Origin of the sequence: Bartonella sp. AA97HXZ (assembly GCF_042196985.1) — a bacterium.
Lineage (GTDB): Bacteria > Pseudomonadota > Alphaproteobacteria > Rhizobiales > Rhizobiaceae > Bartonella.
In genome coordinates this window covers 22,824-37,846 of sequence record NZ_JBHIRC010000005.1, presented here as the reverse complement: position 1 = coordinate 37,846, position 15,023 = coordinate 22,824, and the positions used below count along the sequence as shown (strand labels likewise).

Annotated in this window: 11 protein-coding genes; 4 read left to right on the top strand and 7 right to left on the bottom strand. The window is 37.2% G+C overall.

What is annotated here, in order from left to right:
- Positions 1–113: 113 nt before the first annotated feature.
- Complete coding sequence (locus ACFINE_RS04245) at positions 114–1,400, bottom strand: RsmB/NOP family class I SAM-dependent RNA methyltransferase (protein ID WP_375621173.1); 1,287 nt, start codon at positions 1,398–1,400, stop codon at positions 114–116.
- 467 nt (positions 1,401–1,867) lie between these two features.
- Here ACFINE_RS04245 and ACFINE_RS04240 point away from each other — a divergent pair, with 467 nt between their 5' ends.
- Positions 1,868–2,014, top strand: a complete 147-nt coding sequence (locus ACFINE_RS04240) for a hypothetical protein (RefSeq protein ID WP_273722522.1) — start codon at positions 1,868–1,870, stop codon at positions 2,012–2,014.
- Between the two features lie 178 nt (positions 2,015–2,192).
- Here the strand turns inward: ACFINE_RS04240 and guaB are convergent, their stop codons facing one another.
- The 3 genes from guaB to ACFINE_RS04225 all read right to left on the bottom strand — a co-directional run bounded on the left by guaB (position 2,193) and on the right by ACFINE_RS04225 (position 7,202).
- Positions 2,193–3,692, bottom strand: a complete 1,500-nt coding sequence (gene guaB / locus ACFINE_RS04235; protein ID WP_375621172.1) for an IMP dehydrogenase — start codon at positions 3,690–3,692, stop codon at positions 2,193–2,195.
- 150 nt (positions 3,693–3,842) lie between these two features.
- A complete protein-coding gene (locus ACFINE_RS04230) occupies positions 3,843–5,414 on the bottom strand; it encodes a phospholipase D family protein (protein WP_375613283.1) in 1,572 nt (523 codons plus the stop codon).
- A 402-nt stretch (positions 5,415–5,816) separates the two neighbouring features.
- On the bottom strand, positions 5,817–7,202 hold the full coding sequence (locus ACFINE_RS04225; RefSeq protein WP_375611848.1) for a sigma-54-dependent transcriptional regulator: 1,386 nt from the start codon (positions 7,200–7,202) through the stop codon (positions 5,817–5,819).
- Positions 7,203–7,455: 253 nt separating this feature from the next.
- Here ACFINE_RS04225 and ACFINE_RS04220 point away from each other — a divergent pair, with 253 nt between their 5' ends.
- A complete protein-coding gene (locus ACFINE_RS04220) occupies positions 7,456–7,815 on the top strand; it encodes a hypothetical protein (protein ID WP_375611849.1) in 360 nt (119 codons plus the stop codon).
- 276 nt (positions 7,816–8,091) lie between these two features.
- Here ACFINE_RS04220 and ACFINE_RS04215 read toward each other — a convergent pair whose 3' ends face one another.
- The gene (locus ACFINE_RS04215) at positions 8,092–9,084 is read right to left on the bottom strand and encodes an SIS domain-containing protein (RefSeq protein WP_375621171.1); all 993 of its coding nucleotides are present in this window, start codon (positions 9,082–9,084) and stop codon (positions 8,092–8,094) included.
- 39 nt (positions 9,085–9,123) lie between these two features.
- On the bottom strand, positions 9,124–10,014 hold the full coding sequence (locus ACFINE_RS04210; protein ID WP_375621170.1) for a UTP--glucose-1-phosphate uridylyltransferase: 891 nt from the start codon (positions 10,012–10,014) through the stop codon (positions 9,124–9,126).
- A gap of 266 nt (positions 10,015–10,280) precedes the next feature.
- On the opposite strand from ACFINE_RS04210, the gene ACFINE_RS04205 reads away from it, so the two are divergent.
- Together ACFINE_RS04205 and ACFINE_RS04200 are read left to right on the top strand one after the other, a co-directional pair.
- Entirely contained in the window at positions 10,281–11,540 is a 1,260-nt protein-coding gene (locus ACFINE_RS04205) for a lytic murein transglycosylase (protein ID WP_375621169.1), read from the top strand.
- Positions 11,541–11,554: 14 nt separating this feature from the next.
- Positions 11,555–12,631: an SGNH family hydrolase gene (locus ACFINE_RS04200; RefSeq protein ID WP_375621168.1), complete on the top strand. Its 1,077-nt coding sequence runs from the start codon at positions 11,555–11,557 to the stop codon at positions 12,629–12,631.
- 162 nt (positions 12,632–12,793) lie between these two features.
- Here the strand turns inward: ACFINE_RS04200 and ACFINE_RS04195 are convergent, their stop codons facing one another.
- Positions 12,794–14,818: a M3 family metallopeptidase gene (locus tag ACFINE_RS04195; protein WP_375621167.1), complete on the bottom strand. Its 2,025-nt coding sequence runs from the start codon at positions 14,816–14,818 to the stop codon at positions 12,794–12,796.
- Positions 14,819–15,023 lie beyond the last annotated feature (205 nt).

Genomic DNA, 15,023 nt, shown 5'->3' with positions numbered 1-15,023 from the left:
GTAAAAGAAAACTCATGAGAGTTATGATTTAATCTTTCTCTTTTCACAAGCCTGTTTTCTTAAGAAAAAGATTATTCTCGTAAAGTTTATGATAAAAAGTGTAAGAATATGGATCAATGTTTTTTTTGCAACACAGATAAAAAGAACCCATCTGTTTGTGTTGTGGCCGGCGACAAAGTAAGTCCATAATTTGAAAAAACTGGTTGCACAGGAGAAAAACTAAAATGTTTCTGCCAAAGCGCTGGCATATCTATTGGAGAAAAATGAGAATGTTGTTGAAGGAAATGGGAAATTTGTTCCTCATTTTCATCTGTAAAAAGAGAACAGGTAATATAGATTAAGCGCCCATTTGGCTTAAGATAAGCTATCGCTTCATTCAAAATAGCCCTCTGTTCTGTTTGGCGTTGTTTCACTTGTTCTAATGTTAAACGCCATTTCGCATCTGGACGACGACGCCATGTTCCTGTCCCACTACATGGTGCATCTAGTAGAACTCTATCCATCTGGCCTATTAATGGCTTCAATTCTTCTTTTTGTGCTCGTGTTTGTACATTACGAACACCAGCGCGTCGAAGACGATCAAAAATAGGAGCTAAGCGCGCTTTATCGGAATCATAAGCATAAATTTGCCCACGATTGTTCATATCGGAAGCTAAAGCTAATGTTTTGCCACCAGCACCTGCACAATAATCTAATACCTGCATGCTCTCTTGCGCTTCCACAAGGTGAGCAACAATTTGAGATCCTAAATCCTGTATTTCAAAGTGTCCTTTTTGAAAAGCTGGTTCCACTTGAACATTGGGATGACGATTAAACTTTTCAATCGGTGCAATTCTTAAAGCTTGCCCAAACCATGGAAAAGATTTAAGTTTGGTTTTTGCTAATTCTTTCAGCACCTTTTCTGGTGTTGCCTTTAGGTTATTTACCCGTAGGTCTAAAGAAGGACGCGTTGCTAACGCAGCCGCTTCAGTGATCCAATTATCACCAAATAAAGGACGCAGATGCGCTTGACACCATTGCGGAATATCACCACGAATATAGTCTGGAGCATCCACTAATTGCTGACCTTGCCACGATTTACGCTGTTTAGCCCCTAATAACTGCGGTGCAAACCGATCTTCTGTCAACTCACCGTCAATTTGCTCCAGCGTCATTTTTCCAGAATCTAATAAGGCACCAAAAACGATATCTCGGATATCATCACTCTCCATACGCCATTGTAAAGAATAACGTCGTCTTAAAACATCATAAACGATTGTACCAATAGCTGCACGATCACCTGCTCCAGCAAAGCGATGAGAAAGACCCCAATCCTTTAAAGCTTCTCCTACTGGGCGATGCTTCATTTCTATCTCTGTGAGAACATCTATTGCTGCTTGCAAACGCCCACCTAATCGCATTCATTTCTCCCATTAAAATAATAAAATTTTAAAGCATCTAAAAAATAATATTATCGCCTTCTTGCCAATGAAACCTTCTCAACGCCATAAAAAATTTACATTCAATCTTAAAACGATCTGATCATACTTTTTTATAAGATCCAATTTAGAGTATCTAAATTTTTCCTTTCATCTTCTGCCCATTCGTTTTTTATCCTTCTACCTCTTATACTAAAAGATACGTAGCCATCCATAAAAAACTTATTTCCGCCATGCATTACGAAAAAAACAAACTCTTTAATTTATTGGCGTAAAATAAAGTTTACGAGGATTGTCTGAACAATAGAAAAAATCTTCTCATAAAATTAAACAAGCTCATCTTACGTTCAACAAAAAAATTAACTTTTTAGAAAATGCTTGGAACCACTATTTGGCATGACCGTTTTTACTCTAATGGCAACTGCCAGACAATTTTAAAGGAGAAAATAATGACTTATAATAATGGAAAAACAACTTCGTCTAAAAGCCGTCATAATACAATGCCCTCAAACAACGGAAAGAAATCCGTTCAAAGTGATCAGACAAACACTCGCCAACGTGCGTCAAAGACTGGACGGAAGACAACAAAAAGTTAATTCTAATTTTATATAACTTATTTCATATAGTCTTAACAGAAAGAATTAGAGTTTTAACCTCTAATTCTTTCCTTTTTGGGATTATTACACCAAATTACAAACAGAAAAAGCGCAGTCTCTCTTTCTTGTTCTCGGCAAATTTTATATTTATGCAATATGATATTAGGCTCTTGTATCTTTAAACTGGCCCACGATAATTTGGACTCTCTCGTGTGATAGAAACATCATGCGTATGACTTTCATGGAGTCCCGCATTCGTAATACGTACAAACGTTGCTTTTTCACGAAACTCTACGAGATCTTTTGCTCCAACATACCCCATCGAAGCACGAAGTCCACCAGCAAGCTGATGTAGAACTGATGCTATAGGACCTTTATAAGCCACCTGCCCCTCCACACCCTCAGGAACCAACTTAAGTTCATCACGAACATCATCTTGAAAATAGCGATCTGCCGATCCTCGTGCCATAGCACCAACAGATCCCATGCCGCGATAAGCTTTAAAGGATCGTCCTTGATAAAGATAAACTTCGCCAGGACTTTCTTCTGTACCCGCTAAAAGAGAGCCAATCATAGCAGCACAAGCCCCACCTGCTAAGGCTTTAGCAAAATCACCCGAAGCTTTTATCCCCCCATCAGCAATAACGGGAATGCCCGCTTTTTCAGCAACTTCTGCAGCATTCATAATGGCTGCAAGCTGAGGAACACCAACACCTGCAACAATTCGCGTTGTGCAAATAGAACCAGGACCAATCCCAACTTTTATAGCATCCGCACCACTGTCAATCAAAGCCTGTGTTGCTTGAGCAGTCGCCACATTACCAGCAATAATAGCTGGAGAAAACGTCATTTTTTTAATACGCTCAACAGTGTCTAATACACGCTGAGAATGTCCATGTGCAGTATCAATTACTAGAATATCAACGCCTGCATCAATTAATCGTTCAGCCCGCTCAAACCCATCGTTCCCTACACTACTTGCAGCTGCAACACGCAAGCGACCTTGTGAATCTTTGGCAGCGTTTGGATTTAATTTTGCTTTTTCAATATCCTTAACTGTTATCAGTCCGACACAACGATTCTGTTCATCCACAACTAATAATTTTTCAATACGATGATGATGTAAAAGATACTTCGCTTCATTGAGTTGAACATTTTCACGCACTGTGATTAAATTTTCATGCGTCATTAATTCATAAATTTTTTGTTTAGGATCCGATGCAAAACGCACATCCCTATTTGTCAAAATGCCAACAAGCCGTCCAGCAGTTTCACCTTTAGCACCATTTTCAACAACCGGAATACCGGAAATACCATGAAAGCGCATCAAAGATTTTGCTTCTTCAAGTGTTGCATCTGGTCCAATGGTGACTGGATTAACAACCATACCAGATTCAAACTTTTTTACTTGGCGAACTTCTTCTGCCTGCTCTGCAGGAGACATATTACGATGAATAACCCCAAGACCACCAGCTTGAGCCATAGCAATTGCCAAACGCGATTCTGTTACCGTATCCATTGCCGCAGAAAGCAATGGCAAATTGAGCTTAATATCCGCTGCAATGCGCGTACTGAGATCCACTTGACTAGGCATAACAAGAGAATGACCGGGTTGTAAAAGTACATCATCAAAAGTCAGTGCCAATGCACCTGTCCCCGTTTCAACAATCTTTGCCATATCAAAATTCCTTTTATAATAAAACACCGCAAGAAGCTTTAAAATACAACTGCGGTTCTCATACATGGTAGATTGGCAAAAAATTATGCCATGCTACAAACAAAATGAAAAGAAAAATAAATATTTTTTTTAAGTGTGGTTTATAAAAATTTACAATTGTGATTCAATAGGTAACCAACTTATTATTTTTGCAAATGCGCGACGCCAAAAATTGCTTTCTGGCTCATAGTCAATGCTATATTTTTTTTCATTTTCAATAAAATCCCAATAAATACGATTATTATCACCAAGACGCAGATGATAGCTCATTTCCCCTGTGGTTTCTTCAGAAAACAACAAATCTAATCTTGCTGTAATGGGAGCACATTCAAAAAGAATGCCCATTTCTGTATTTAATGATGCTGATCTTGGATCAAAATTTAAAGATCCAATAAAAGCTGTTTTACGATCAATTAAAAAAGCTTTGGCATGTAGACTTGCCTTACTCGATCGAAACAATCGTAACCCATGAGTATTGCCTTCCGCTTTTAATTCATAAAGATTAACACCACTTTTCAACAATGCCTTACGATAAGGTACATAACCACCATGCACTAATGCTACATCAGTAGCTGCTAAAGAATTTGTCAGAATTTTGACATCAACACCTTTTGAAACCAAATTACTAAAATTCTGCGTGCCAACCTTACCAGGAACAAAATAAGGTGACGTAATCTGAACCGTTTTTTGGGCATTTCCAATAACCTTTGAAAGTGCCTTCATAAGCCAATTACTTGCTTTTTTACGCAATGCTTTTTCTGGAGGGTCAGAAAGAACAACAACTTTGTCTGCTAAAAATAACCGCTTTCCTGTTTGGATAAAACAATTAAAGTTAATGTGCTCTTTGACATAATCTAAATAAACTTTTGCAACTTTGGAATCACGAAACTTTCGTAATTTATCTTTCCAATAGCTAAGATCACTTGCGCTTTTAGGAACAACCAAAGTATGAATTGGCAAAACAACAGCACTATTCCAAAAATCATCAAAGATACTTTCTACCTTTTTAACAGAAGGACCGATTAACATCAAATCTAAATCTCGAAAATGGGATTCTTTACCAGCATCAAAATAAGAATCTGCAAGATTACGTCCTCCTACAAAAGCGACCCTGCCATCAACAATAAAAGCTTTATTATGCATTCTACGTGTTACAGTAATTGCCCGTAATATAATTTCTAAACCACGGCGTAAACCACCTTTACGCGATCGCCCTGGATTAAACATTCTCACCTCAATGTGAGGATGTTTATCTAGCGCAATATAAGCTGGATCACGTGCCTGAGCATTAATATCATCCAAAAGAAGCCGTACCCGAACCCCTCGATCAGCTGCCTCAACTATTTCACTTAATAATAGGCGCCCCGTTAAATCATCATCCCAAATATAATACATCAGATCAAGGCTACGCCCAGCCTCTGCAGCTCCTATTGCCCGAACACAAAACGCATCCAAATTGCTGATAATGAGGGAAAGGGCATCTTTATCAATCCCCAATCCATTTTCTTTCTCAGCTAATTGACTGACGATACGATCAAGCTTAGTTTCATCTTTCTGAAGAGGTAACGCATAAGAACATTTTCCCCTAGCATTTTTCACAAAACGCCCATAGGTGTAGATTGCCAACATAGATGCAATAAAAAAAAAGAGGACAAAACCAATAACAATCTGTAAAAGAGTCAAAGAGGGCAAACTTTCTATTTTAAACTATCACATCATCAGTAATGCAAACGATAACACTAATCACTTTATCTTAATCGTATAGCAGATAAAATGCCACTTCTTGCTTAAGAGAGTATAAATTTAATATTGATGATACAAAAATTTTAGCGGTAGTATTTAAAAGTTTTTAAAAATGCTTCTCTGTTTTAATAAATGTAAACTTAACTAAAATTGTATAAATTGAAACAAACGATTAAAATAGTCACATAAAATTTATATTTGATTTAAATCAACAAAATCATCCACTATAGATAAATTTTACAATAAATGATTGTTTTCTTCAGCTTTCCCCCACGGACTTTATCAAAATTCACTCTATTTTTTGAAACGCTTGCTTGTCATGAAGAGAAATTTGTTATGAATTTACTTTCGTTCTTGATTTCTTATTGCTCTCAATTCTTCCATTTTTCTATAAAGTGTAGAGCGACCAATATGAAGGCGACGCGCAATCTCACTCATATGTCCTTTATAATGTTTAATCGCTTTCTCTATAATATCATGCTCCATTTCTGCAAAAGTACGTACATGCCCATCAGTATTCAAAAATTTTATCGATTCTTGCTCATTATCTTCTTGCATATTACCCTCAATGATATTGGGAACATTCATTAATGAATTTCCCATTAATTGCGGAAAATCTCGAACAGTTAATAACGGTCCTTCACTGAGTAAAATCGCACGAAATAAAAAGGTTTCAAGCTCATTTCTATTGCCAGGCCAATCATACTGCATAAGCAAGGAAAGAGCAGAGCCTGCTAAACCATGGACATGTGATCGCCCTGTTTCTGTGATAATGCGATCAATCAAACGTTGTGTGATCTCTGGAAAATCATCCCTTAATTCTCGTAAAGCAGGAACGCTAATAGACAAGTGAGAAAATTGTTCAAACAAACTATGCAAAAAAAAGTTCTCATTAACCAAGTCCTTTAAACGCGATGTTGAAATAGCGATGATCCGAAAAGGAAAAAAATCTCCTTTTGTATCCCTTTCCCTTTCTTTAAGGTAATGAGCAAACCGTTTTTGCTGTATGGGCTCAAGTCGATCAATATCACAAAGGCAAAGTGTCCCTTTTTCAAGAGAAGAAACCAATGGTAGGAATTCTTTAAACCACTGCTGATTTTCTTCTTCTGGATCAACGATGGCTGAACATTGAAAGCGAACAAAAACACCCTCCGAAAATAATCCCTCATGATGAATAATCCGAGCTAATGTCTCACGTCCTGTTCCAGCTTCTCCCTCTATCAAAAGATTCTGTAAAGAAGTTGCTGCTTGTCTCGATTGTTCTAATACTATCTGCATAGCTCTACTTTTTACGCAAAGATCAGAAAACCGTAAATGATTCTCTTTTTTTCGCCGAATATCTCGAACCTCATGCTCCAAGGCAGAAATAAGAGCAAGGATATCCAAAGTAACTCTTACACGTAATAATGTTACTGGATGGATCCAATAATCAATAGCTCCAGCTGTTAAAGCTTTCTGGAGTAAATGCTGATTCTCTTGTTGTGCTATAACGACAATAGGAACAGAAACACCAGCAACTCTAATCATTTTAATCAAATCGCTCACACTCAAATCACTCATAACGACATCAAGGAGTGCAAGCACAATGTTTTTACGCCTGTGTAAAAGATCAATCGTACGGAGACCATTTTCTGCTTCAATGACACGATAACCAAAACCTCGCAGCATAGAAGAAAGTTCTATACGTCTTCCATAATCTTCACTCGCAACAAGAATGGGACCAACCATAATGTCAATAATCTCCTTTGAGACTACTTAGCAGCTTAATATAAAAATTGTTGTAAACCATAAGAAATATTTTACCTCTTGTGTTTCACTTACGAAATTCATCAAGCTGTCAATTAAATACAACATTAAGGCATTTTTTTCCATTTTTTTGCTTTTTCATTGATTTTTATCAAATTTTTCATATTGACTCATGGGGTAATTTAATAATGTTATAGAAACTAGAGAGCAAAATAATCTAAATAGAGTGCAATAAATGAAACATACCTATCATATTTTATGTCTTACAATTACCGCCTTGCTGTTAAGTGCCTGTAACTTTTCGCGATATTATAACTCAAATATGCCAACTGGAATTGATGGAAAATGGGTTGATGAGAATGGTATTATTTCTTCTTTCCACAATGGTGTTTTTGAAACGCATGCAGCAGATACAGAAGAAAAACTATCAGAAGGAGCATATAATTATCTCAATGCCCAAAATATAGAAATTGAAATACGCTCTATTCTCCGTGGAACAATTTCTAGAGTCAATTGTACAATGTCATATGACGCCACACAACTTCTCTGCACCTCACATACAGGAGCACAGTTTTTCCTTAAGCGGAAATCTTAACAAAGTACAAGGGAAACCTCTCTTAAGAACAGAGGGAGCACACACATTAAGCAGGAGGCGATATCCTTTCTCCTCCTGATAGAAAATCCTCTCTAAAATACGCAAAGAGGCTGGTATAATCTTTACCCTGAAAATTTTCTAAACATTATGAAATGCGTAAAATAATCATTTTCTTCCACAAAATATCAGTAAAGCCACCTCACAATAAAATTGTAACTTTGTATCCTGCAATCTATTTCAACCTAAAATAACATTTATTTGATAGGGAACTTTAATCTAAGCAGCTCCAATGCGCAAAAGATCATGAAAATGAACAATTCCTATCGGTTTTTTATCTTCAACCACAAAAAATGCACCAATCTGATGATCATTAATAAAAGCTGTTGCTGCACCAACAAGTGTATTTGGCTTTACAACTTTAGGAGCTTTGGTCATCACATCGTCAACATTAAATTTTGATAAATTAAAATGAATGTTACGTGCAAGATCGCCATCAGTTACAATTCCGATTAGTTCACCTTCTTGATTCACAACACCAACACAACCAAAATGTTTTTCCACCAAAACATTCATCGCTTCAGTCATAGCTGTTCCCTGCATAACCAAAGGAATATTATCACCCTCATGCATAATATCACACACGTATTTAAGGCTTGCACCAAGAGAACCACCAGGATGATATATTTTGAAATCCGTTGCGGTAAAACCACGCATTTCTAAAAGAGAAACCGCTAATGCATCTCCCATTGCCAATTGCATAATTGTTGAAGTTGTAGGGGCTAAACCATGGGGGCAAGCCTCTTCTATCTTTGGTAATAATAGCACAATATCAGCTTGCCGTCCTAACACAGAGTGCTTACTTGATGTCATCGCAATAAGGGGAATACGAAAACGCGCCGCATAACTCATAATACCACTTAACTCTTGAGTTTCACCAGACCATGATAAAGCAAGAATAACGTCATCAGAGCCAATCATACCAAGATCACCATGATTGGCTTCTGCAGCGTGCACAAAAAAGGCAGGTGTTCCAGTTGAGGCTAAGGTTGCTGCAATTTTTGTCCCTATATGACCACTTTTTCCAAGGCCAGTAATGACCACATGTCCACGCGCATTTCTAATAGTTTGAACAGCCGCTTCAAAAGAAGAAGAAAGACTTTCCAGCAGAGCTTTTTCAAGAGCTTCAAGCCCCTGCTTTTCACTAGCAAGTGTTTTAAGCGCTGATGCTACTGCACCTTGCAAAGCCATATGAGGAGACGGTATTGTCATAATCAAATTCGATCAATAAAATTAAGTGAGAGATCTATATCACTTTTCAACATTAATGGTTTCCAGTAAATTTTTCAATGAAGCAGAAACGTGGCTGTGCATATCAGCGCGTGCCAAAGAAAATGCAACGTTGGCTTCAATAAAACCAGCTTTAGAACCGCAATCAAAAGTGCGCCCTTTTACTTGCAAACCCCAAAAATCTTGCTCATTTGAAAGCCGTATCATAGCATCTGTTAATTGAATTTCATTTCCTGTTCCCCGTTCTTGAGTGGAAAGAATATTAAAAATTTCTGGCTGCAAAATATAACGTCCATTGATGTACAAATTTGATGGTGCCGTTCCTTGTGCCGGTTTCTCTACCATTTTTGTGATTTCAAAACCATTTGCAATCTGTTTGCCTTTCCCAACAATACCATATTTATGTGTTTCTCTAGGATCGCATTCCTGAACTGCTATAATATTCCCCCCACCCACCTTTTCATAAAGGCTCATCATTTCAGAAAGACAGCCCTTTTTCGCCTGTATCAACATATCGGGTAATAATAAAGCAAAAGGTTCCCCTGCAACTAATTCACGCGCACACCAAAGAGCATGCCCTAATCCCAAAGGTTGTTGTTGCCGAGTGAAAGAAGTTGACCCTGGTAATGGCTGTAAACGGTATAAGTGTGCAAGATCTTCTTTCTTTCCACATTCAGCAAGTGTCGTGTATAATTCAACTTGCGCATCAAAATAATCCTCAATGACTGCTTTGTTACGTCCAGTCACAAAAATAAAATGCTCAATACCAGCTTCCCTCGCCTCATCCACAACATATTGAATAACAGGTTTATCAACAACTGTTAGCATTTCTTTAGGAATCGTTTTTGTCGCAGGAAGGAAACGCGTACCAAGACCTGCTACTGGGAATACTGCTTTCCGGATTTTACGCACACTCACCCTCCTCAATGAATTCATATAACTTTTTTGTTTTATTTATCATATGTTTTTACGAAATGGTAAAAAAGATATCTTATTGTTTTGATTATCATTATAATGGGCAATCAAAAATGTAAAAAGAGTCTGAGAATTTATTGAAAGGATTAAAACGAATTATTTATTTCAGTTTTTTCCTCTTCTTGATCATATTATCGATTAAACTAAATACAAAATAAAGTTATTGCACATCTAATGAATTGAATATTAATGGGGATTTCAAAATGCAAAAAACAGAATTGAAGACTTTCTCTTTTTTAGAAGAGAAGTCAATAGCTTGGAGAACTCTTTTCACTGTCTCTGCCGTTATTTTTTCTGCTTTTTTTATGTTTTTTATATCCCTTTCATATGCTGATAGCGGATTTAAACACTGGATTAAAGAATTTAAAAAAATAGCTATTGCTCACAATATTACCCCTTCTACGTTTCATATGGCGTTTAAAGGTGTTAATGCCATTGATCCTGAAGTTCTAAAAAGCGCCGCATACCAACCGGAATTTGTTGCTCCTTCCTGGAACTATTTCGATAATCGTGTCCATGATATCGCAATTGTGGAAGGACGGCGCCAAGCAAAAAAATGGAACAAATGGCTTCTTCAAATTGAAGAACGTTTTGGTGTTGACCGTAATATTCTGCTTGCTATTTGGTCAATGGAAAGCAATTATGGGAAAATTTTAGCCAATAAAAGTGTAATGCGTGATGCCATTCGCTCACTTGCAACCCTAGCCTATGCCGATAAAAAACGCGAAAAATACGCATATACACAGCTGATTGCTGCTATGAAAATTCTACAAAGTGGTGAAATTAAACGCTCTCAACTCACTGGATCTTGGGCCGGAGCATTGGGACATACACAATTTATTCCAAGCAGTTATCTCGCCTATGCTGTTGATATAAATCAAGATGGACGGCGTGATATCTGGAACTTTGTTCCAGATGCTCTGGCTACTGCTGCTAACCTTCTCCACAAAAATGGCTGGCAACCTAATCTTATTTGGGGAGTAGAGGTAAAAGTGCCACAGGGGAAAAACCTTCCTGAAGGCTGGTATTCCTTTGAACAATGGAAAAAATTAGGTGTAAAACACGCAAATGGGCACCCTCTTCCTACATCAGCTGAACAAGCAATATTAAAATATCCAGATGGAGCAAAAGGACCTATATTTTTAGTCACAAAAAATTTCTTTGTTCTGAAACATTATAATAATGCAGATCGTTATGCGTTTGCTGTTTCCCTTCTTGCTGATCGTATTGCTGGACATCTTGGATTAGTGCATGATTGGCAAAGACCTTTTCAGCCTATTACCTTCCAAGAGTGCAAAGAACTGCAATCTCGCTTAAGTGCATTGGGATATTATAAAGGAGATATTGATGGACAAATCGGAACAGCCTCTCGCAAAGCAATCAAAGCTTTTCAGCTGCATTACGGTCTAAAAGAAAATGGATATCCATCATCTCAAGTGCTTTTTATCCTTCGCAAACAATAATGGAGACTAAGGTTTTGTCTTCTTTTCGCCTGATATACTTGACATTATTGCTGTTTTCACTTTCTATTGTGGGGATCTTACAGCCATCTCCAAGTAAAGCAACGAACTTCTTCAAATGGTTATCACAACAAAACAAACAGACACAGCAGCCACCGCAAATTATAGAACAAAAAATAGACAAGCCGCAAAAAAAAATCGTAACACAAAAAAACATACAAAAGCTAAAAAATGAGAATGCAAAACGCATTCTTGTTGTAGGGGATTTTGCAGCCTCCGCTGTTGCCGATGCACTTAAAAAGTTTTTTATAAATAATAGCGATATCGTTATCATGAACAACACAATACCAGCTTCCGGCTTAGTTCGAACGGATTATTATTCTTGGCAAAGCAATATTTCTAAACTCATTGACCAAAATAGCCCCGATGTTATTATCATGATGATCGGTGCAAATGATAATCAACCCATCACAGTCTCTCATAACATGATTAACACAGATCAGTCAGAATGGATACGCATCTACAAACAAAGAATTATCGAAATTACTGAAAGTCTTCACGCCTCTGGAAAATCATGGATATGGATAGGTCAACCTTCTTTTGGAAATGACCTTTTGACACAAAAAATGAAAATTTTTAATGCGCTCTATAAACAAGAAACAGAAACAGCAGGAGGGTATTTTCTCGATATCTGGAGCGGCTTTAGTGATGAAGAAGGAATTTTTTCTTTTTCAGGCTATGATATTAATGGAAAAACAACCAAATTACGCACCAATAATGGCATGCATTTCACCCCTGAAGGAAAGAAAAAAATTGCCTCTTATTTAGAAAAACCATTGAAAAATATTTTAAATTTTCACGCCTTTTCTCATGAAAATTCATACTCAACCGATAAAGCTATTCAAAAACTTATACAAGAATCAGAGAATCAAGAGCGGAGTAAAATTATGCGTCAGCTTCCAATGAGCCTCGATGATATGGTACAAAAAAACACTCACCTTTTAGGCAAAAGAAAGTCAAGTTTTATAAAAAAATCATGGTTTCCACCAAATGGGCATCAAAAAGATCGAGCTGATAATTTTTCTTTCCCATAATGTCTATTTAAAATACAAAATCTATTTTCCTCTATAAACAAAAAGCGAATAAGATAAAAAACTCTGTTTACAGAGCTATAATGAAGAGAAAATTTGCATAAATCGCAACTGTACCTTTCGAATAATATGAAAACGGCATGGTGTTAACCATACCGTTATATCTTATAGTCCACGTTTGTTAATCATTGCCTCTGGTAAAGGCATTCGTCCCCGAAAAGCTTTATAAAGCTCCTCTGGATCACGACTTCCTCCAGCGGAGTAAATAAAACGTTTCAACTTATCAGCAAGCTCTGAATTAAAAACATCTCCCGTTTCTTCAAAAGCTTGAAAAGCATCAGCATCAAGCACTTCCGACCACATATAAGAATAGTAACCAGATGCATAACCATCTCCCGCAAACACGTGCATAAAATGTGGGGGACGATGACGCATAATAATTGTATCAGGCATTTGCAGCTTTTCTAATTCTTGGCGTTCAAACACTGTTGGATCAGTGACTGTTTCGCCTTGATGAAAAGCCATATCCACTAAAGCTGATGAGATAAATTCAACGGCAGAAAATCCTGCATTAAATGTCTGTGCTACTAAGACTTTATCTATCAACTCTTGTGGCATAGGATGACCTGTTTTTGTATGTATAGCATAAGATTTTAATATCTCTGGTACTGTTAACCAATGTTCGTAAAGTTGAGAAGGTAGCTCAACAAAATCACGTGAAACAGATGTTCCCGACACAGATGGCCATGTGACATCAGAAAGCAAACCATGCAATGCATGTCCAAATTCGTGGAAAAGCGTACGTGCATCATCAAGTGATAAAAGAGCAACTTCCCCTTTAGGTGGTTTAGCAAAATTACAAACATTGTAGATAATAGGCTTTTGTCCGCCATCCAATTTATGTTGTGATTGCAAACTACTCATCCACGCACCGGAGCGTTTTGAAGAACGCGCAAAATAATCACCAATAAAATGCCCAAGTAGACTTCCATCAGACTTTTTTACTTCCCACAAACGTGCATCAGGATGCCAAAGTGTAACAGCGTTTTTTTCTTCAAATGTAATGCTAAAGAGTTTTTCGGCTACCCCAAAAGCCGCTTTAATCATAAGATCAAGCTGAAAATAATATTTAATCTCAGCGCTATCGAAAGAAAGTTTTTCAGTGCGAAGTCTTTCAGCATAATAACGCCAATCCCAAGCAGCTAAAGATTCATTGCTGCCCTGATTGTTGGCAAAATTTTGTAAGTCAATTTGCTCAGTAGAAGCTTTCGCTCTTGCGCGCTTCCATACAGGCATAAGCAAATCCATAACGGAATCAACACTTTTAGCCATAGTATTATCGAGCTTCAAATCTGCGAAAGATTTATATCCCAATAATTTAGCCTGCTCATCTCGAAGCGCAACAATCTCTACAATAATTGTTTTATTATCATTCTTGTTATTATTTTCACCACGTTTAGCCCAAGCTTGGAATGCAACCTCACGCAAATCACGACGATCAGAGAATTTTAAAAAAGGTTCAACAATCGAACGTGCTAGTGTTAATGCATACGCTTCTTCATTGCCTCTTTCACACGCAATTTCCTTCATTGAAGCAATGAGATCTTGCGGTAAACCAGATAAGTCTGTTTGTTTTAAAAACAGAATCCATTCAGCTTCATCATTTAAGACATTTTGTCCAAAAGTAGCATTTAAAAAAGCAAGTCTTTCATTAATTTCCAAAAGCCGTTTCTTAGCTTTTTCATCGAGTTTTGCCCCATGACAAACAAACTTTTTCCACCATAATTCAAGAACACGTGTTGTTTCACTCTCAAATGTGCCCAGCTGCGACTGTTTATAAAGTACATCTATTTTCGCAAATATCCGCGCATCCATCATCATTTTTGAAGAATAACGAGAAAGTTTTACAACGAACTCTTGCTCTAGCTGTTGAATTAATACATTCGTATGAGCACTGGTGCGTAAGAAAAATATTGAACAGACACGATCAAGCGCTTTGCCGCAAAGCTCAAAAGGCTGCAAAAAATTCTCAAGCGTTGGTGGTTCTTGCACCATCGCAATTGCCTCTAGTTCTTCTTCTGCTTCTTGAAGTGCCTGTTCAAAAGCGGGTTTAAAATCTTCGTCACTTATAGAAGAAAAATCAGGAAGACCTGAAAATCCCTTCCAGTCCAGCACTGCTGCTTTTGTCATAATACTTTATGTCTCCATTATAAATTTAAACTGTAACAATTATCTTTACGACACAAATTGATAACATACTAAAACTATTTCGTGAGTTTCAAAACTACCTTTCAAAACGCTATTGAATAAAAAACCTGAAAATCGTAAAGTTCTTTCATTCAAACCATATTATATTGAAGCAATAAAGATTATTCGCTCGCACATCACAATAGAA